A 19,527-nucleotide genomic window follows, 5' to 3' on the forward strand; every position below is an offset into this window, starting at 1 on the left:
GGCCCGTGCACGGACCTAGATGAGGGAGTTGCGCAGCGACTGCCACACAGCGCCGGCCAGCGCCCGCGTCGCCCGCGGGGCCGACAGATGCTCGTGCTCGCGGTACAGGGCCCAGTTGTATTGCACGAGCGACAGCTTGTTGGAGGACAGCGATCCCGCCTGGTGGGCCCTGTACACCGCAAGCGGCTCAGCCAGGCCCCGGGCGTCAGCGCCGTCCCGCATGATCGACAGCCAGAGGGCGTAGTCCTGGCGCTTGCGCATCTCCGGCATCAGCCTCGTGCCCAGGACATTGCGGTCGTACATGGCGGTGAGAGCACCGATGTGGTCTTGGACCAGCATCGCGCGGTAGTCCACGTGCTCCCGCGCACGGATCACCCGCCCGTTCGGGACCCAGTCGGTGCTCTCGCCGTCGTAGTCGGCGTCCATCTTGAAGTACGAGGTGAACGTCAAAGGCGCAGTGGCCTCCGCAGCGAAGGCGAGCTGCTTCTCGGTCTTCTCTGGAAGCCACATGTCGTCGCTGTCGAGAAAGGCGATGTAGTCCCCGCGGGCCCGCTCGATCGCGAGGTTGCGGGCCCGGCCCGCACCGCCCCGTTCGGGTGCCGACTCCGGCAGGACGCGCTCGTCCTGCTCGGTGAATTCGCGGAGCAGGTCCATGGAGCCATCGGAGGACTGGTCGTCGGTGACCAGCAGCTCCAGGTCGCTGTGGGTCTGTGTGAGCACTGAACGGACGGCTGCGCCGAGGGTCGCCGCCGAGTTGTACACGGGCATCACGACAGACACCAGGGGCACGGCTCTTCTCCTTGCCAGATCAGGAACGACGGTCCATTCAAGCACCGCAATCGAGTAGGAGCTGTCATGCAGATAGTTGTCGCTGGTCAGGGCTATGTAGGGCTTCCCCTGGCCGTACGCGCCGCCGAGGTGGGTCACCATGTCGTCGGCTACGACGTGGACCCGCACCGCGTTCAACAGCTCACCGCCGGCCAGTCCTACGTGGCGGACGTGGACTCCTCGCGGCTGCGCGCAGTGCTGGACTCCGGGGTCTACTCCGCGACCGCCGACGCTGCCGCGCTGGCCGGCTTCGACATCGCGGTGATCACCGTGCCGACCCCGCTGCGGGACGGCGTGCCCGACCTGACCTACATCGAGTCCTGCGCCCGGACGCTGGGCGAGCACCTTCGCCCCGGCGCGACGGTGGTCCTGGAGTCCACGACCTATCCCGGCACCACTGAGGAACTGCTGCTGCCGATCCTGGAGAAGACCTCGGGCCTCAAAGGCGGGGTGGACTTCCTGGCCGGATTCAGTCCCGAACGCATCGCTCCTGGGAACAAGAGGTGGTCGTTCGAGGGGACGCCGAAATTGGTGTCCGGAATCGACGCCAAATCACTCGATGCGATCAAGGGTTTCTACGACGGCATCTTTCAGACCACGGTTCCGGTGTCCGGGACCAAGGTCGCCGAGATGGCCAAGCTGATCGAAAACGTCTTCCGGTTCGTCAACATCTCCCTGGCCAACGAGATGGCGACGCTGGCGGCTCCCCTCGGCGTGAATATCTGGGAGGCGATCGACGCCGCCTCGACCAAGCCCTTCGGATTCACGCGGTTCACCCCGGGGCCGGGAGTCGGCGGGCACTGCCTGCCCGTCGACCCGTTGTTCCTCTCGTGGAAGGTCTGGCAGGAGCTCGGCGTCCCTTTCCGGTTCGTGGAGCTCGCCGACGACGTGAACCGCCACATGCCCGACTACGTCGTCCAGCGTCTCGTGGAAGCACTCGACAAGCGTGGCATGCCCGTCAACGGATCTCGGATCCTGCTGCTCGGCCTGACCTACAAGTACAACGCCACCGACCTTCGCAATTCACCTTCGGCCCGTGTCGCCGAACTGCTGATCGACCTCGGCGCCGAGGTGCGCGGCGCCGACCCCAACATCCCGGAGGGTGATGACACCGAGCTGAACGTGCCCCGGGTGGATGCGAGCGCGGAGGAGGTCGCGGCGGCCGATGCCGTGGTGCTTCTCATGGACCACACCCGATTCGACCTCGCGATGATCGAGAAGAACGCGGCCTATGTTCTCGACTGCCGAAACCGCCTTTCCGGAGTGAACGTCGAGACTCTTTAGCTTCTCGAAATCCCCCAGCCCCGCTGCCGATCTTCCATCCCCAGGAGTTCTCTTGCGCGACGAATGGGAACACGCCCACACGGACTACACCATGCCCGCGCAGCGTCAAATTCCTGCCTCGCTGGCTGAAAGCGAGAGCGACTGGCGCCACCACCTGGAACGCTCAACCCCCAACGGCTGGCTGATACGACACAACGCCATGGCCGAAGCGTTCGTCAGCGGAAAGCCGATGTACTTGCTGCACACCACCAAGGACATCAACGCCATCCGCACCAGCCAGCAGTTGCACGTCTCCACCGGATGCCTGGTCGGGGCCCTGTACTGCTCGCCTCTCGCCAGTCAGCGCGAGGGACTGCGCCCACACAACCTCGGCGCCTACCTGATGCGGACGAATCCCTCCACCACGCCCATGATCTTCGAGGTCACCCCGGATGCCCCGATCCGGCCCAAGGGCGTCGACTACCTGCATCTCGGTGCCATCCACCTGCGTACCTACCTGCGTTACCAGAGCTTTCTCACCCCGGCCGAGAACGACCAGCTCGACCGCGCCGTGCTGGCCGGGCTGCGCGCCGCGGCCGTGTTCCTCGACGTCGCCCTGCGCAACGCCGCCGGCCATGCCACTTCGGTACCCGAGTTCATCGACCAGCTGTCGGCCGCCGTGGCCCATGTGCCGTTCCTCGGCTACCTGTACTTCGAGGTTCTGTCCGAATACCTGATGCTCCACTCCGCTACTCCGGAGACCAAGACCTACGCCCAGGCGGGAGAGCTGAACAACTGGCTCTACAAACGACTCGCCTTCGCCGCCGTGGATGGCATGGACCAGTTGTTCGACCTGGCCCGCTTCAATCCGCGCCATCACCGGCTCGTCCAGCTCATCGAAGGCATAGAACCGGCTCTCGGTCCGGGAGTCGCCGAGTATGTCCGGCGACGACTGTCCCACCTGTTCGCCCGGACCGCGCTGCACCCGTCCCAGGACGCGGCATCGGTCACCTTCCAGGGCGTCGATCTCAGCACGCTCCGGAAAGCAGCGCCCGGACTGATCGGCCAGATGATCTTCCGCGAGATCCGGTACATGGCCCGCTATCGGCAGTTGTACCACTGCTTCGAGAAAGCCAAGGCGCTGGAGGCCTGGGACTACTGGAACAACGAGGGAATACCCACCCCCTTCAACGGAGTCCTCCCCAAGGGAGAGATAGGGATAAATCCCGTCTACCCCCGATCGGCAGTCAGAGTATGGACGGCAGAACTGGACGGTAAGGGCTATTTACATCCGGCCGATGAGGTCACGGCCGTCTTCACGCCGCACCTGGCGTCGTGGTGGGCGCCACCCCGTCAGTGCGAGATGCGGAACGCCACCGATGATTCACGATTCGAGGCCCTGGGAGCCCGATCTCCGGTTCCACCCCAACGGTCATCCATGAATGGAGTTTCCGCATGACCGCCCAGCTCCTGAACATCTTGACTGGCATCAACCGCACTGCCGCGCCTTCGTCCGGGAGCATGATCCTCGTTAACGATCTCTACGGCGCGATGCCTGAAATCCACACGACTTTCCTGGGCAGGGCGCCGGTCGATCAGGCTTGGGAGGCTGCGTTTGATCAGCTGATCGCCCTCTCCACGACGAAACGCCCTCACGGCCCCGACTTCGACCCGTACGTTGACGAGTTGACGCATGAGGTCGGTGCGCTCATCGAGAAGATCCAGCCGAACGCCATTCACGCCCAGTACCTCGGGTTCGCTCTCAGCCTGGCCTTCACCCGAACCGCCGGCAACATCCCGATCGTCGCCATCGCCCACGGCCCCGACGTGATGGTGGCCGAGCGCAGCACATCGGAACGTGAGGCCATGAATGAAGTTGCTGCCGCCAGCGCCGCGATCGTCGCCCCGACCTCCGCCCTCGCCGACCGCATCGACCGTCTCACCGGACGCCGATTCACCGATCGACTCACCGTCATCCCATGGGGCATCCGTTTGAGCGATGCCCGGGTACGCGACCAACCGCCTACTGGAATCGGACCCCTGTCTCTGGTGCACGCCGGTCGCCTGGACGACAACAAATCCACGATCACCGCCGTCGAAGCCCTCGCATTGACCGATCAGCCGCACCACTTGACCGTGATCGGCAAAGGACCCCTACGGGAGCATCTGGAGCAGCGGGCTATCGAACTCGGGCTGCGGGACCGGGTCCATTTTGATCCGTTCCTGCCCCGCGCCGAACTGTGGCGCCGCCTGCCGAACTTCGACGCCTTCGTCTTCACAACCAGAGGTCTGGAGGCTTTCGGGCTCGTCCTCATCGAGGCCCAAGCCCACGGACTCCCGGTCGCCTACGCCGATCTTCCCGGTGTGAGGGAAATTCTCGGGGGCGCTGGCGTTCCCTATACTCCTGGCGACCCGGGCTCGCTGGCTGCGGCCCTGGACGAGATGGGCCGGGACTTCCACCGGCGCAAGGCCCTGAACAAGGCGGCCCTCAATAGCGCGCGCCGATACGACATCACTAACACCGGCCGCCGGCTTCGCGAACTGACGCTCCGCGTTACCTCCTAACCCCGGTGTTTCGAGACCGGCCTCGGGGCACGAAGGTGGCACGCCAGTAAGACAACTCGGTTAAGCGCAGGGGCTGTTCGGCATATCGCAGCCTTGGATGATATGTACCGGCTGCAGCCAGGAGGAATCCGGGCTGTCAGCTGACGGGGCTACGCTCGAACATATGAGCACTCCCACTGAAGGATTGACCCTCGGGGCCGTCAGTGCCCTGATCGAACGCAAGATCCTCACCGACATCGTACGTATCAGCAGAGCGGGCGAGCCGGTCTTCAACCCGGACACAGGCCAGTACGAGCCCGGTCCGCCCGTCATCATCTACGAAGGGCACGGCGGCATCTTCCCGAACGGCGTTCCCGGGATCGTCCTGCATCTGGAAGGCCAGGCGTACGTCGACGACTCCACGTCGAAGTACAAGCTGATCACGCCGCTGGACGCCCCGGTGGCTTCGCGCGAGGACACGGTGAGCGTCGTCAACGCCGCCGACCCGGCAGCGATCGGCCGCACGTGGCGAGTCCTCGATGTCGGGCAGACCTCCACTCTGGCCGTGGTCCGCACGACGTTCCTGGATCAAAATACCCAGTCCAGCACTTCGGGCAGCACCTCATGAGCACGCCGATCGACACCGAGGCGGAGCGCCAGAGGCTGGAGTCGACGCTGCTGGTGGACACGGTACGGATTACCCGCCCAACGGGGACTCCCCAACTCGACCCCTCGACCGGTCTCCTGGGGCCCGTGCCAGCGGAGCCGGTCTACGAGGGGCCGGGAGCTGTCCTGTCCGGCCATGGCCAGGTCACCGCGCAGCATGTTCTCGGGCGGGAATGGCTGGACGACACCGTCAGCTGGTACCGGCTCCTCACGCCGATTTCGGCGCCCGTTCCCGTGCGGTACGACCGCGTGGAGGTCGTGGCCGCAGCTGGTGAGCACGCGGCGACAGAGAATCGGGCGTGGCAGGTCCTCGATCCGTCGGAGGCGTCGACGGTCGAGATCGTTCGGGTGACCCGTCTCGACGAAATCACCCCTCCGTAGACGGCTGGCGAACTGGGTTGTCAGCGAAGACGCGTAATCTCATATAGGTGCCAACACATCAAAGCAATGAACCTATCTCTCCGGAGGGTGAGCTCCTGCCGGTACGCGTCACCGGGCAGGGGCATACCGCCGTCGTGGAGATCGGCGGTCACGATGTCTCCCGGGATCTCTCTGCCTATTCGCTGGCCCACCGCGCGGGCGACGTACCGCAGATGGTCATCGAACTCTCCCCGAGATCCACGGCGACCGGTGTGTTCGAGGGCCTGGCGCACGTCGTCATCGGCGACCCGCCAGACCCTGGCCCGGCAGCGGCTGCCTTCCTATCCGCGATCAGTCCCGCCGAGTTGGAGAAGGCTGCGCTCGACCGTCACGACCTCATGGACGGCCGTCCGCACGAGTTGACCCGCGCCATGCTCGCCCTGTTGCGGGAATGGGCCCTCGGCCAGTGGGGCGAGCCGGAACCGGAAGACGGGCGGTGAGTCAGTGGCGTCCTCGCTGAATCCGCATCCCAACGCCCACCCTCTTGTGGGTGCCTACTCCAACGCATACCAGATCGCCGCGCAGCTCGACGCCAGGGCCGCGCGCACTCTGCCCGAGGTCACCGCCACCGTCCAGCACTACGCGATGCTGCTGGAGACCAGGATCAAGGCCAAGGCCAGCGGCAGACCTGGTCCCAACGCGCCCACGGGCGACTACCGGCGCTCCTGGACGCACGAGGTGTCCACGGACGGGTTCTCCGTCACGGCGGTCGTCGGCACGAACAAGCCCCAAGCCCGACGCCTTGAGTACGGCTTCGTCGGCGCCGACAGCCTGGGGCGCATCTACAACCAGCCGCCCTACCCGCACGTCGGGCCAGCTGTTGAGGAGATCCGGCCGCTGTTCATCGGCGCGCTCGGCGACACGATCGACGACGGCTCGTGAGTGACCGCCACACCACCGGGCGACAAATCACCACCCTCGCATAAGAAGAGGAGGAGCAGTGCCCGTCTCCGGCAGAGAGGTGTCCCTCGCGATCCAGAAGACACTGGCCACAGCAACCGCCCGAAGCTGCGGATACGGGACCGCCCCCACGGCATCAAGCACGCCCACCGGCGCAACGATCCCCTACAGCGTCCTCTATCCGCTGGGCGTGACTACGAGCGGTCCGCCCTACGGTGACGGCGATGCTGACGCGCGCGTGCTCGTCCAGGTCACCGCGGTCGCCTCAACAGCCGAACAGGTCGAGTGGATGGCAGACAAGGTCCGCACCGCACTCCTCGCGCGCTTGAGCGGGACCTACGTCAACACCATCACCATCACCGGCTACATCGTGATCGACCGCGAGCTGGACAAGGAGGAAGGGATGTCTGTCAGCGGTGGCGTATACAGTTATGTGCAGCGGTACGTCCTCACTGTGACCACTCTCGGGTCCTGACGTTCCAGCTACCTCACCGCGGAGGCATCTCGCGGACGCCCGGCCACCCGGCACGGGCCGATTCCCCCTTCATGGGGACCGGCCCGGCGTGTGCGCGCTCCGGAACACCGGTTCCCGGAGAGCGAGAATCAGTGTCACAGCAACGGTTCACCCGTCGCGGCACCACGAAGTTCTTCTTCCTGAAGGACATCGTCTCGAAGGAACTGATCCCGACCCGTCCGGAGCTCGGCGGCACCAATGGGACAGATCTGTCCCCGGCCATCAGCGACATCGAAGGCTTCGCCGTCGAGAACACCCCCATCGATACGCCGGACTTGGCCACCGAGTTCACCGGCAACATCCCCGGCGAGGACAAGGCCGACAACAGCAGCCTCACCTTCTACGAGGACAAGGTCGACAACGCCCTGGAGACGCTCCTCGCCAAGGGTGTCGAGGGCTACGTGGTCATCCTCCGCAAAGGCGACATCCCGGCGTCGAAGTCCATGGACATCTTCCCGGTGCGCGTCGGCTCCCGGTCGAGCACGTACACGACCGCCTCCGAGCCGGCGAAGTTCAAGGTCAGCTTCAACGTGACCGCCAAGCCCGTCCAGGACGTAGCCGTCCCGGCCGCAGCCTGATCGGCGGTGGTGCTGCATGACTACGACCTTCGTTGAACCGCCGGCCGATGCCGTCGCCCGTGATCCGCACTGGGCAGCCAAGATGGCCCGTCTGCGGGCCCGTCGACTGCCCGAGCGCGCTGTGTCCTTCCTCGACGACCAGGACCTGAAGCAGCGTGTGACCGATGCGGCGCTCAACATGGCCAAGGCCCGCACCAGTGCCATTGGACGCGCCTCTGAGATGGAGGTACCCGCCGACGACCGCGAGAGCTGGGCGCTGAATCAGCCGGATGTGCTGGCCGCGCAGGCCGCACTGGACGAGGCACGCCGAGCCCTGGCCGCAGGGACCCTCACGCTCACTTTCCGGGCTCTGCCACGACCCGCCTGGGAGCAGCTCCTTCGCGAGCACGCCCCCACGGAGGAGCAGGCGGACCTCGGCCACGAGTACAACGTCGAGACCTTTCCCGCCGCTCTCGTCTCGGCCTCATCGGTGGACGGCATGAGCGAGGCGGAGGCGCAGGAACTCCTCGACAGCTGGAGCGACGCGGACGCCAAGGCCCTGTTCACGGCCGCGCTGCTGGTCAACCAGACCATGAGGGCCGACCTGGGAAAAGGCTGATCGCCGACGCCCAGTTCAGGACCGAGATGGAGCTGTGCCACACCTACAGACTCCCGCACTCGCACTTCACAGGTGCGGGGGACGGTCGGTGGACGGCTTTGGACCGGGCGAAGGCGATGGCCTACCTCGCATACCAGCGCAGCGTCTGCGAGACCTGCGGGACCCGGGCGGCGGAGTGGGACGAAAGCCAGGGCGGCGACCGCTTCGCGTACGTGGCCGAGCCCCACCGCTGTGTGGGCTGCGAGGTCATCGAGATGGAGCGCGAGCACATTCCTGATGGACCAGATGCGCGGGGGCTCAAGATCGGGCTGAAGCCCAGAGAGGCATCCTGACGTGGCTGGTGCCTACACGCTGTACGTCAACTTGCTCGCGTCAACCGGTGGGCTGTCCACCGGTCTGCGGCAGGGCGCCACCCAGCTCCGTGCTTTTGACGGGCAGTTGGATGGAACGGCTGCCCGGCTGAACCAGGTTCGCGTGGCCGGTGACAATCTGGCCCGCGCTCAAGTGGCCGCGTCGGCACAGATGGTTCGCTCCCAGGCGCAGGTGGCTCAGGCTGTGCAGCGGACCACAGTGCTCCAGGAACGCGCTGGCCGCGCACAGGCGGTGGCGGCGACAGCGGCTCGTCGTTCGGCTGCGGAGCAGGCTGCGGTGGCGGCGACGGGAGAGCGAGCCGCACGTGCACAGGCCCTGGCGCGGACGATGAACGCCCGCGCTCAGGCCACGGCGGGCGCCGGGGCCGCAGCCGCCGCGCGTACCGCCGCTGCGGCTCAGACGGTCGCCGCCCGCGCCGCCCAGGAGCACGCTGAAGCCCAACGGCGTGCGGCCGCGGCCCAGGCGACGGCGACGCGCGCCAGTGGTCTCGCGGCTTCGGCCGACGCCCGTGCCGTTTCCGCAGTGCGGATGCGGGATGAGGCACAGACCACTGCCGCGCGCAACGCACAGCGACAGGCGCAGCAAGTCGCACGTGCCGAGGCCCAGTTGGCAGCCGCACGGAACGCGCAGGCAGCGCGGACCGCCAAGAACGGCCTGATCATCGGTGCCGCACTTGGTGTTGGCGTAGCTCAGGCGATCTCGCTGGAGCGGGCGATGGCCAACGTGCTGACGATCTCCCAGCAGATCACGTCCGAGAACGTTGGAGCCTTCACCGATCAGACCGTTGAGCTGTCGACCCGACTACCGCAGACCGCCGATCAGCTAGCCGACGGCCTGTACCAGATCGTCTCGTCCGGCTTCGACGGCGCGGACGCCATGGAGATCCTCGAAGTCTCTGCCCAAGGCGCGGCAGCAGGTCTGACCACATCGGAGACCTCGGCGCGGGCGTTGCTTGGAGTGCTCAACGCGTACGGATTGTCCGCATCCGACGCCACCGACGTCATGGACGTGATGTTCCAGACCGTCAACTACGGCGTCATCTCCTTCGAGGAACTTGCACAGCAGCTCGGCGACGTTGTACCGATGGCTGCGGCGGCCGGCGTCGAGTTCGACGACATGAGCGCGGCGCTCGCCGCGATCACCCTCACCGGCATTCCCGCAGCCGAAGCCGTGACCGCCCTGAACATGCTTCTCACCCGCGTCATGAAGCCGACGCAGGACCTGAAGCAGGCCGTCAAGGACCTGGGCTACGAGTCTGCTGCTTCCGCCGTCGAACAAGACGGCCTGTACGTGGTCGTGAACAAGCTCAACGGGGCGGCGGGCAATACCGCCGAGGGCATCGCAAACATGTGGAAGGACATCCGCGCCACGCGAGCCGCCCTTGCCTTGGCCTCCGCCGGCGGACAGAACTACGCCAACACCTACTCGGGCATCGCCACCGAAGTAGCGCGGGCCGAAGCCACACAGAGGGCGTATGCCCTCCAGACCGACACCGTTACCGGCCAGTGGCAGTTGGCCTCCAATCAGGCCCGTGCTCTCGCTATCGACGTTGGCCGAGCCCTGCTGCCGGTACTGAAGACCCTCGGGTCCGCCGTCCACACCGTGGTCGGCACCATTGAGGACCTTCCCGGGCCCATGAAGTCCGTCCTCGCGATGGTCGCCGCATCCGTTGCGGCACTGCTCCTGCTCCGTGCTGCCTACACGAAGGTCACCGTACAGATCGCCGCGTTCCGCACCGCCCAGGCCGCCGCCCAGGCCGGAGGCGCTGTGATGCCCGCAGTGCTCGCCGGCAGCAGCCTCGCGGTCACCGGCCTGGCGGCTGTCCTCACCCTCGGGATCGCCGGGTACGCCGCCTACACCGCCTCCAAGCAGAAGGCGAAGGACGCCACCAACGAGCTGGTCCAGGCCTTGCAGCAGGAACGTGACCAGGCGACGACCGGTGCCAGCATCAACAAGCTCTATGACCAGCTCACCGCCGACGGCGCGCTGAAAGACCTTGAGAAGGTCGGTATCGGCACCACCGAGGCCATAGACGCGATCACCGCCGGCGGAGCGAAACTCGCCACCCTCCAGAACCGCCTTCAGCAGGACTCCTACGAGTACGCCAGTAAGGCCAGAGCCGGTGAGGTATCCGGCGACTACGAGAGCATCACCCAGTACTCCGATGCGAAGAAGACCCTCGAAGAGCGCCACAAGATGTGGTCCGAGGCGGTCAAGAAGGAATCGGAGATCGCGCAGCAGAAGGCGATCGTCGAGGCGAAGATCAAACAGCAGGCGAAGTCCAGCGGCGGCATCTTCGACCTGTTCTCCCTCGCGGACATCGACCGCACCGGTGCTCCCGAGATCACCGACGAGATGAAAGCACTCGCTGAGGCCGTTGGTGACGCCGTCGATCCATCCCGCGCCTTCAAGGACGCACAGACCGCCGCAGCTGAAGCGATGCGCAAAGCGGGAAAGGACGCCGACACCGCCAAGGCCAAGCTGTCCGACTACGTGAAGGAGCTGCAGCAACAGCTTCAGGCGCAGCGCGACTTCCAGGGAAATCTGTCCGGGCTTGCGGTATTCGGCTACGACGACCTCGCTGACCATTTCGCGGAACTCGGCGTCGACGCCGCACCGATGCTCAACGAACTCGTCGGGCAGCTGAAGAAGGGCAAGACGAAGGTCGCCGACGAATTGCGCGACATCGTGACCGAGGACGCGGAGCGGTCCACGGAGGCGTACCGGCTGGGGCTCCAGAAGACCGCCGAGATCACCGAGAAGTACGGCTCGGAGATCGGCCGCGCCTGGGCCAAGGCATCGGAGCGCAACGATCCGGCTGCCTTCCAGAGGGTCACCGAGGAGATGGCCCTGATGGACCTGCGCAAGGCCGTCAAGAAGTCCGTCGGTGACGCGCGCGGCGAGTTCGACCGTGGCATGGAGTTGCTCGCAGAGGTAGCCAAAACGAAGGGAGAGGACGCCGCTGGAGCTTTCCAAGACGCCCTTCTCTCAGGCGACACCGAGCGAGCTATGGATGCACTGAAGAGCATTTGGGGAGCGGACGTGCCGATTGACGCGCCCGACCTGTCGAAGGTCGTGGGCGCGTTCTCCAAGGCAGGGAAGGACGCGGACGCCGAATGGTCCGGAGCCTTGGACCTGATCCGGCAAGTCGCAGACACCAAGGGCACCGAGGCCGCCGCGGCGCTGACTTCCGCCTTGCTGTCCGGTGACATGGCCGCGGTCAAGGAACAGCTCGACGCCATCGGTCTGTCGGTCCAGAACATCCCAGGCTCCAAGTCGATCACCGTCAACGTGACCGCGAACCAACCACCGCCTGTCGTAGTCCCGCTCTTGATCAAGCGGCAGGCGACATCCTGGGACCGTGATGCCAACGGAGTTCCCGACTCCATCCAGGCACCGAGCCAACAGGCCAACGGTTCCATCCTGGAGTTCTACGCCAACGGCGGCCTCCGCGAGAACCACGTAGCGCAGATCGCCCGGCAGGGAACGTGGCGAGTGTGGGCGGAGGAAGCCGCGGGCGCCGAGGCGTACATCCCGCTCGCCCACAACAAGCGGACCCGGTCCCGCGCGATCACCGAGCAAGTCGTACGGCGCCTCGGCGGCAAGGGTGTCGAGTGGTACGCCGACGGCGGGCTGAGCGGCTGGTCGTACAGCCCGTCCACGACCTCGGAACTCGTGTCGGTCTCCTCGATCCGCTCAGACTCCATGCGCACGGTGAAGAAGAACGGCAAGGAGACCGAGGTCTTCGACCTGAAGCTGTTCGAGAAGAACCTCGACAAGGCGGTGAAGAAGGCCCAGAAGTGGCGCAAGGACCTCGCCACCGTCGCCCGCCGTGCCGGGCAGGACGTGGCCGATGCCCTGGAGGCCATGGGAGAGGACGGCGTCGAACTCACCCACAAGATGGCCACCGGCAGCTCCAAGTACATCCAGGAGATGACGAAGGACCTGGAAAAGCTGGGACTCGTCGTACGGGCCACCCTCTCCGACTACACGACCCAACTCCAGCAGGCCGTCAAGGACCAGGCCGCCTTCGAGAAGAACCTGTCCAAGCTCGCCGCCATGGGGTACGGCGACCTCGCGACGATGCTCGCCGAGCAGGGCGACGAAGACGCCGAGGACCTGGCCGCCGAGGCCGTCAAGTCACCGAGCAAGGCAAAGAAGGCCAACAGCCAGGCGAAGGCCGCCTCCAAGGCGGTTCCCGACGAGGACCTCCCCGACCTCGTCGCGATCATCTCCGCCATCACCTCCAGCAAGGTCGGCATCCACGCCGTCGCCGAAAAGACCGAGCTGGACGAGGACCGCATCATCGAGGTAGCCACCCTCGGCCGCACCCGTATCAAGGACGCCCGAGGCTCCAAGGCTGGCCGGTTCCTCAGCGACCTGGACAAGGCGTCCAAGGGGCTGGCCTATCTCAATGGCGGCATCCTCACCCCGGGCATCTACGCCACCTCGAACGGGATCGTGCGGTTCGCCGAGCCCGCCACCGGCGGCGAAGCGTTCCTGCCCCTCGGTACCGCCAAGAGGACCTCGGCGACCGCGGTCCTCAAGGACGTCGCCCACCGCTTCGGCTACACCCTCACCCCCAGCGGAGTCACCGGCCCGATGCCCCTCGTGGACGCCCGGCCGGCGAGCGCCGTGCAAGTCGTCGTCGTACGCGAGCAGCCTGCCGCGCTGGTCGGCTCCATGCCGATCACCGTCACCGGTGGCGCGGACGCGAAAGCAGCCGACCGTGTCGGCACGGAGATCATGCGGCGCCTGCGCAACGCCCAGCGAGGAGGACGTCTGTGATGGCGACGATCACACGCGAGTGGCAGGTCGACTTCGCAGGCGTGCTCCTGGGCCCCGGAACGCCCTGCCCCATCGGGGACATCACCGGGCTCGGTACCCCCGAAGTCCGCGTCCAGGACGTCGAGTTGCCGACGGACGACGGGGCGTTCCCCGGTGTCGACTACTACAGCGCCCGCACCGTGACGATCGAGGCCGGCATACGTACGCCGGGCGATCCGCAGGCCGCCGCCGACATTCTTTCCGCACTCCACCAGGCCGCCTCCGACCCCGCCGCACGGAAGACCGCGGGCGCGCTGCAGACCCTTCGCGTGCTCTGGCCCGGCCGCGAGGACGTCAAGCTGCTGTACGGCAGGGTGCGACGGGTCGAAGCCGTGTCCATGGCCCAGTCCGTCTTCGGCTGGATCCCGCTGACGCTGGAGTTCACCGCCACCGACCCGCGCTGGCACGGGGAGCCGGAGCAGCAGGTCACCCTGCCGCTCGCCTACACCGGCGGCATCGGCTTCAAGGCCCCCGTGACCGCGCCGGTCACCACCGGGGTCGCCGACCCCACAGACCGCAAGGGCTGGGTCACCAACAATGGCGACCTGCCCGCCTGGCCCGCTTTGACCATCAAGGGCCCGGTCGTGAACCCCCGCATCTGGATCACCGAGACCGGCCAGGTCCTCGACCTCGCGCTGACCCTCGGTGAGAACGACACCCTCCGGATCGACACGCGCCCCGGCACCCGGTGGGTCCTGCGCAACGGCGGCAACGCCTCCTCGGCGCTGTCGGCCGCCTCCCGCCTGGACCTGTTCCAGCTTCCCCCCGGCACCAGCGAAGTCCGGTGGATCGGCGCGGACTACACCAACTCCACCCGCCTCACGGTGTCGTGGCGCGACGCCTACACCGCCCTATAAGGAGCCCGATGGCACTGATACAGCCGCCCATGCTGACCCACGGCGGCACCCACCCCGCGCGCGCCTTCCGCATGATGATCAGAGATCTCGCGAGAGGCAATCAGGGCGTCACCGAAGGGAACGACCTCAAGGTCCGCGAGTGGGCCACCCCCGGCGCCGGCGTCCGCGTCGGCGACGGTTCCGCCGTGGTCCGCGGCGCCGCGTGGGGGCAGGGCTCCTACACCCAGTACAACGTGGGCGACGCGAGCGTACCGATCTCGTCCACCGGCGCCTCTGCCCGTTCCGACCTGATCTGCCTGCGCGTCGAGGATCCGGAGTACGAGGGCAACCGCAACCCGGCCTCCGACGACATCGGCTACTTCCACGTCATCCCCGGCGTCACCACATCGACGAAGACGGTCCCGCCAGGTCTGACCGCAATCCCCCTGGCCCGCCTCGACATTCCGGCGAACACGGCCACCATCACCAGCGCCCTGATCACGGACCTACGGCAGATCGCGAACCCGCGGCGCGACCGGAAGTTGCACACGGCGTTCCCTGGCGCGCTGAGCGAGCTGAAGTACCAGGACAACAAGTGGCACGCCTGGCCCACGGCCGCGAAATGGTCGGTGGCGATCCCCTCCTGGGCCGTGTCCGCCAAGGTCACCGTCACCATCGCGGGACTGCGCATGTCCCGGGCCGACGTATACGCAGCCATGCAGACGAAGCTGGGCTCCGACCTCGGCGAGAACACCCTCATCGACGACAACCAGGGCGCGGTCGTACGCCGTCAGACAGTCGTGGTCGCCGACAACATCACCATCAGCCCGGCGCAGCGCGGCACCACTCAGGTCCTGTCGCTCCAGACCTACATGTCCAAGAGCGAGACCGGTGACCTGTCGGTCGACGGGTCGACGTCGATCATCGCCGACGTCGAGTTCACCGAAGGCGTCATCTGACCAGACGCCGGCACCACCACAGCACGGCGCGGGGGAGAAGCAGGAACGCGCCTGATGGCGTCGCCGTCGTACCGCTACCTCACCGCTGACGCGCTCACCAACAAGGTCCTCGCTTGGGACCTGCCCCTGAACAACGTCGAGTTCGGGCCCACACTGTCCGCGACCGGCATCTTCACCGCCGCCGTCGAGCCCCGCCTGGCCCACCTGGTCCGCGCGCAGCTCGACCCCGGCACCACCAAGATCTACGCCGAACGGGACGGGCGGCTGCTGTGGGGCGGCCTGATCTGGAGAGCCGACCCCGAGGGCCAGCAGCTCACCATCGAGGCCTCCGGCTGGGGCTCCTACCCGTACCGGCGCTACGACCTCCACGGCCAGCTCAACGCGCGCGGCCCCTACACCTACGCCGACCCGTGCACGGTCATCCGGGACGTCTGGGCCTACTGCCAGGAACAGCCGGACAGCCAGCTCGGCATCCAGGTCGACGACACCACCTCCAAGGCAACTGTCGGCACCCCGGAGGATCCCTACCGGATCGACTGGTGGGACACCCCATCGCTCGGCGACGTCATCGAGGACATGGTCGCTGCCGAGGGCGGCCCCGAATGGACCGAAGAGGTCACCTGGAGCAGCGGCACCCCGCAGGGCCGCATACGGATCGGATGGCCTCGGCTGGGCCGCCGCCGCTCCGACATCCACTTCCAGTCCGGCATCAACATCACCCGGGCCGTGCCCGTCGAGTACGACGCCGACAGCGCCGCCCAAGTCGTCGTCGCCCTCGGCGCCGGCGAGGGCCGCAACCGGCGCCGCGCCATCGACGCCGTACGCGACGGCCGCCTGCGCCTGGAGTACCTCCTCGAGGTACCCGAGGAGAAGGCGAACGACCGGTTGGCCGCCCGCGCCCGCAAGGAACGCATCTCCCGCCAGGTGATCGGCGAGGTCACCGAGATCACCGTCCGCGACCACCCATCGGCGCGCCTCGGCGCCTGGCAGATCGGCGACGACGTTCGTGTCCGGGTCCACGACCAGTGGACCGACTTCGACGCATGGTGCCGCATCGTCGGCTGGCAGATCCGGCCAGCTACCGAGGACGCCCCCGAGCAGGCCGTCATCCAGCTCCAGCGCGCGGACCGCTTCACCTACGGGGGAGGCACCGCGTGAGCAGCGAACTCGCCCGCCTGGCCGCCCGAGTCGCCGCCTTGGAGAAGCAACTCTCCCGAACCACCCGCACTGCACGCATGGCGTACTCGTCGATCGAGAGCGGCGCGATCGAGGTCTACGACCAGGACGGCACCCTGCGCGGCAGCATGGGCCTCCAGGACGACGGCACCGTCGGCTTCATCGCCCACAACGGGCCGCCGCCCCCCACCCCCACGGCACCGACGGTTGAGCCGACGCTGTCCGGGCTGACGATCACCTGGCCGGGCACCTGGACAGACGCGGAGACGGCGCCCCTGGACCTGGCCGAAGTCCAGGTCCATATCGCCGCAACCGCCGACGCCGAGCCAGACACGGCCCGTCCTGTGGCCGCGTTCCACACCACGGTCGGCGGCAGCGTCACCGTCGCCCTGGACACCTACGAGATGGTGTGGGTGCGGCTGATCGCGGTCAACACCTCCGGCACAGCCGGAGAACCGTCGACCGCCGTACCCGGTCTGGCCCGCAAGGCGGTCCCGGACGACCTCGTCAACGCGATCATCGACGAGACCAAACTGGCACGCGGCGCGGTGACCGACGCAGCCCTCGCGCTCGGGGCCGTCAACTCGACGGCTCTCGCCGACGGCGCAGTGCTCGCAGCGAAACTCGCCGCCAACTCCGTCACGCTGGGCAAGCTCGCCGACGGCGCGGTGACCTTGAGCGCCCTCGGCGGCGCCCTGGCAGACTCCACCAGCCAGCGCCTGATCGACGCGATGGGCGAAGCCGCCGCCTGGCAGACCACCGCGCAGGGCACGGGCGCCACCTGGAGCCATCTCTCCGGTGTCACAGACGCACCCACCGGCCAGACCGTCGGCGAGGCCCACGGCTTCATACAACTCCGTGGAACGACGCTCGTCCCCTACGAACCCGGAGTTCTCTACCGGGTCAGCGCCCGCGTCCGAGCCACGGCGCAACTCTCCACGGGCCCGGAGGCGTTCTACGTCGGGGTCCTCGGAGTCGGCGCCGACAAGACCACCCTGGTCAACCGAACAGGGGCCAACTCTCCAAACAACCACTACTACGCAGCCGCCTCAGCACGCTCTCTGCCGACCACGGACGGTTGGATCACGGTCGTCGGCTACCTGAAGGACCGCGCGGCAACCGGCTCCGCCGGCACCAACAACGACCCGCGTGCCCCCGGAGCCGTACACGACTTCGTCCGCTATATCACGCCGTACCTGTGGCTGAACTACGGCTCACAGAGCGTCTCCGGCTCCACCTCCGCCATGCAGGTCGACGCCGTCGCGATCGAGACGCTGAAGACGGGGATCGTCGACGCCACCAACCTGGTGAGCGGATCGGTCACCGCGGCCGCGCTCGCCGCGGATTCGGTCATCGCCGGGAAGATCGCCGCCGACTCCGTTACCGGCCGTGAGATCGCCGCGAACTCGGTCACCGCCTCCGAGATCGCCGCCGCATCGATCTCCACCGACAAGCTCGTCGTCGCGGGCGGAACGAATGTGCTCAGCGACCCTTCCTTCGAGGGCGCCTACACCGCGGCGATCGCCAAGAACGAATGGTCCGTCGTCTCCGGCGGCAACGGCTCGGCGAAGGCGCTCCGTGTCGACGCCACCGCCACGACGGCCACCACCCGTGCGCTCGCGCTCACGTCGCTGCCGATGCTGAGCAGCGAACAGCTGTACCTCGCCATCGACGCCAACGCATCATCGGACTGGGTCGGAGGAGCTCTCAAGTTCTACGCCCGGTGGCTGGACGGGAACGGCGGCACACTCGGCTGGGGCGTCGCCCAGATTGACGCCCCGACCCGCGGCTCTTGGCTGCGTCTCGCCGCAACGGTCACCGCGCCGGCGAACACGACCACGGCCACCATCTGGGTGGAGTCGTACCAGGGAACAGCCGGATCGGTTCTGTGGGACAACGCGGTCGTCCGGCCCCTGCTGACCGGGGTACAGATCGCCGACGGAGCCATCACCGCGCCCAAGCTGCTGGCCGGATCGGTGACCGCCGAGAAGATCACAGCTTTGGCCGTCACGGCCGAGAAGATAGCGGCCCTCGCCGTCACGACGGACAAGTTGAACGCCCTGTCGGTGACCGCTGAGAAGATCGCGGTCAACGCGATTACCGCAACCAAGATCGCCGCTGGGGCGATCGAGGCCACCCACATCAAGTCCGGGTCGATCACCGCAGAGAAGCTCGACGCGGACGCCATCAACGGCAAGACGATCAACGGGGCAGTGATCATCGGCAGCACCCTGCAAACTGCGGCCAGCGGGCAGAGGGTTGTGATCAGCCCAGGAAACGCGACTCCGGAAACCGGGTCGATCGAGTTCTACTCGGGCAGCGCAGATGAAGCAGCGCCTGCAGAACTTAGTACGGCGATTGCCTACGGTTCGCAGGGCTCCGTGGACTACGAGATTCCCAGCGTCGCCCTCACCGCCCCGCGCGTGAGCGGCACAAGCCAGGAATCCGGTATGTGGCTCCAGGGCCACATACCCGGCTACTCGGGAGGTGCGTTCCACCTCTACGCCAACGACAGCGGTGGCAACGGAGCCGCGTCCATCACTGGCTACGGGGCCGATACCTCGGATGCCGGGTCATCCATCGAGTTGTCCGTGCGCGACGCCCCCAGCGGCTCGGCGTCATCCTCCGCCGAGCTCACCTCCAGCGGTTTCAACATCTCAGGAGTGCTGAAGGCGGGGAACATCGTTGCTGGCCGCGTGACCATCACCCCGAGCGCAGCGAACGTACCGACGTCGGTCACAGTCACCGGATTGAACGTCAAGGGCACCGCCTTCCGAGCAGTGGCAACGCCATCAACCTCTGTTCCTGGAACGTCAGTTACCGGAGTCGGGGTCACCAATGTGACGGCGACGGGACTGACGATCTGGGTGACGAGGACGAACACTACGAGTACGGGCGTGGACTGGATGGTGATGGGAAGCTGATGGTCGGCGCAGTTGAAGAGGAGTTCCCGCCCTCCAAGCAGTTCATTGCGGTGTGCCGAACCGGCGAGTGTCCGGTCGCGGGCATCGAATTCGAGGTCACGTTGTATGGGCCCAACTACGCA

Annotated in this window: 17 protein-coding genes; 16 read left to right on the forward strand and 1 reads right to left on the reverse strand. The window is 66.9% G+C overall.

Annotation, left to right across the window (positions count from 1 at the left end; translation table 11 throughout):
* Positions 1 to 15: 15 nt before the first annotated feature.
* Complete coding sequence (locus tag QF037_RS31740) at positions 16 to 789, reverse strand: glycosyltransferase family 2 protein (protein ID WP_307031091.1); 774 nt, start codon at positions 787 to 789, stop codon at positions 16 to 18.
* A gap of 66 nt (positions 790 to 855) precedes the next feature.
* On the opposite strand from QF037_RS31740, the gene QF037_RS31745 reads away from it, so the two are divergent.
* From QF037_RS31745 to QF037_RS31820, 16 genes are all read left to right on the forward strand, one after another.
* Complete coding sequence (locus QF037_RS31745) at positions 856 to 2,112, forward strand: nucleotide sugar dehydrogenase (protein WP_307031093.1); 1,257 nt, start codon at positions 856 to 858, stop codon at positions 2,110 to 2,112.
* Between the two features lie 52 nt (positions 2,113 to 2,164).
* Positions 2,165 to 3,550, forward strand: coding sequence for a hypothetical protein (locus QF037_RS31750; protein WP_307031095.1), 1,386 nt, complete (start codon positions 2,165 to 2,167; stop codon positions 3,548 to 3,550).
* Complete coding sequence (locus QF037_RS31755) at positions 3,547 to 4,656, forward strand: glycosyltransferase family 4 protein (RefSeq protein WP_307031098.1); 1,110 nt, start codon at positions 3,547 to 3,549, stop codon at positions 4,654 to 4,656. Before QF037_RS31750 ends, QF037_RS31755 begins: the two co-directional genes overlap by 4 nt.
* A gap of 163 nt (positions 4,657 to 4,819) precedes the next feature.
* Complete coding sequence (locus QF037_RS31760) at positions 4,820 to 5,263, forward strand: DUF6093 family protein (RefSeq protein WP_307031100.1); 444 nt, start codon at positions 4,820 to 4,822, stop codon at positions 5,261 to 5,263.
* Positions 5,260 to 5,682, forward strand: coding sequence for a DUF6093 family protein (locus QF037_RS31765; RefSeq protein WP_307031102.1), 423 nt, complete (start codon positions 5,260 to 5,262; stop codon positions 5,680 to 5,682). Before QF037_RS31760 ends, QF037_RS31765 begins: the two co-directional genes overlap by 4 nt.
* 47 nt (positions 5,683 to 5,729) lie before the next feature.
* Positions 5,730 to 6,161, forward strand: a complete 432-nt coding sequence (locus QF037_RS31770; protein ID WP_307031104.1) for a hypothetical protein — start codon at positions 5,730 to 5,732, stop codon at positions 6,159 to 6,161.
* Between the two features lie 4 nt (positions 6,162 to 6,165).
* The gene (locus tag QF037_RS31775) at positions 6,166 to 6,603 is read left to right on the forward strand and encodes an HK97 gp10 family phage protein (RefSeq protein ID WP_307031106.1); all 438 of its coding nucleotides are present in this window, start codon (positions 6,166 to 6,168) and stop codon (positions 6,601 to 6,603) included.
* A gap of 58 nt (positions 6,604 to 6,661) precedes the next feature.
* Positions 6,662 to 7,096: a hypothetical protein gene (locus QF037_RS31780; protein WP_307031108.1), complete on the forward strand. Its 435-nt coding sequence runs from the start codon at positions 6,662 to 6,664 to the stop codon at positions 7,094 to 7,096.
* A gap of 131 nt (positions 7,097 to 7,227) precedes the next feature.
* Entirely contained in the window at positions 7,228 to 7,713 is a 486-nt protein-coding gene (locus QF037_RS31785) for a phage tail tube protein (protein ID WP_307031110.1), read from the forward strand.
* A 16-nt stretch (positions 7,714 to 7,729) separates the two neighbouring features.
* Entirely contained in the window at positions 7,730 to 8,311 is a 582-nt protein-coding gene (locus tag QF037_RS31790) for a hypothetical protein (protein WP_307031112.1), read from the forward strand.
* 116 nt (positions 8,312 to 8,427) lie between these two features.
* Entirely contained in the window at positions 8,428 to 8,643 is a 216-nt protein-coding gene (locus QF037_RS31795; RefSeq protein WP_307031114.1) for a hypothetical protein, read from the forward strand.
* Positions 8,644 to 8,866: 223 nt separating this feature from the next.
* On the forward strand, positions 8,867 to 13,471 hold the full coding sequence (locus QF037_RS31800) for a phage tail tape measure protein (protein ID WP_307031116.1): 4,605 nt from the start codon (positions 8,867 to 8,869) through the stop codon (positions 13,469 to 13,471).
* Entirely contained in the window at positions 13,471 to 14,367 is an 897-nt protein-coding gene (locus tag QF037_RS31805; RefSeq protein ID WP_307031118.1) for a phage distal tail protein, read from the forward strand. The genes QF037_RS31800 and QF037_RS31805 overlap by 1 nt, the downstream gene beginning before the upstream one ends.
* Before the next feature lie 8 nt (positions 14,368 to 14,375).
* Positions 14,376 to 15,305, forward strand: coding sequence for a hypothetical protein (locus QF037_RS31810; protein WP_307031120.1), 930 nt, complete (start codon positions 14,376 to 14,378; stop codon positions 15,303 to 15,305).
* A 54-nt stretch (positions 15,306 to 15,359) separates the two neighbouring features.
* Positions 15,360 to 16,463, forward strand: a complete 1,104-nt coding sequence (locus QF037_RS31815; protein ID WP_307031122.1) for a hypothetical protein — start codon at positions 15,360 to 15,362, stop codon at positions 16,461 to 16,463.
* Positions 16,460 to 19,405, forward strand: coding sequence for a hypothetical protein (locus tag QF037_RS31820; protein WP_307031124.1), 2,946 nt, complete (start codon positions 16,460 to 16,462; stop codon positions 19,403 to 19,405). The genes QF037_RS31815 and QF037_RS31820 overlap by 4 nt, the downstream gene beginning before the upstream one ends.
* Positions 19,406 to 19,527: the final 122 nt, after the last annotated feature.

Source organism: Streptomyces canus (assembly GCF_030815415.1).
GTDB lineage: Bacteria > Actinomycetota > Actinomycetes > Streptomycetales > Streptomycetaceae > Streptomyces > Streptomyces canus_F.

Bases quoted from the DNA above. Each gene is read 5' to 3' on its own strand.
- QF037_RS31745 (WP_307031093.1), top strand. From the start codon at position 856: ATGCAGATAGTTGTCGCTGGTCAGGGCTATGTAGGGCTTCCCCTGGCC.
- QF037_RS31755 (WP_307031098.1), top strand. From the start codon at position 3,547: ATGACCGCCCAGCTCCTGAACATCTTGACTGGCATCAACCGCACTGCC.
- QF037_RS31760 (WP_307031100.1), top strand. From the start codon at position 4,820: ATGAGCACTCCCACTGAAGGATTGACCCTCGGGGCCGTCAGTGCCCTG.
- QF037_RS31765 (WP_307031102.1), top strand. From the start codon at position 5,260: ATGAGCACGCCGATCGACACCGAGGCGGAGCGCCAGAGGCTGGAGTCG.
- QF037_RS31790 (WP_307031112.1), top strand. From the start codon at position 7,730: ATGACTACGACCTTCGTTGAACCGCCGGCCGATGCCGTCGCCCGTGAT.
- QF037_RS31795 (WP_307031114.1), top strand. From the start codon at position 8,428: ATGGCCTACCTCGCATACCAGCGCAGCGTCTGCGAGACCTGCGGGACC.
- QF037_RS31805 (WP_307031118.1), top strand. From the start codon at position 13,471: ATGGCGACGATCACACGCGAGTGGCAGGTCGACTTCGCAGGCGTGCTC.
- QF037_RS31810 (WP_307031120.1), top strand. From the start codon at position 14,376: ATGGCACTGATACAGCCGCCCATGCTGACCCACGGCGGCACCCACCCC.
- QF037_RS31815 (WP_307031122.1), top strand. From the start codon at position 15,360: ATGGCGTCGCCGTCGTACCGCTACCTCACCGCTGACGCGCTCACCAAC.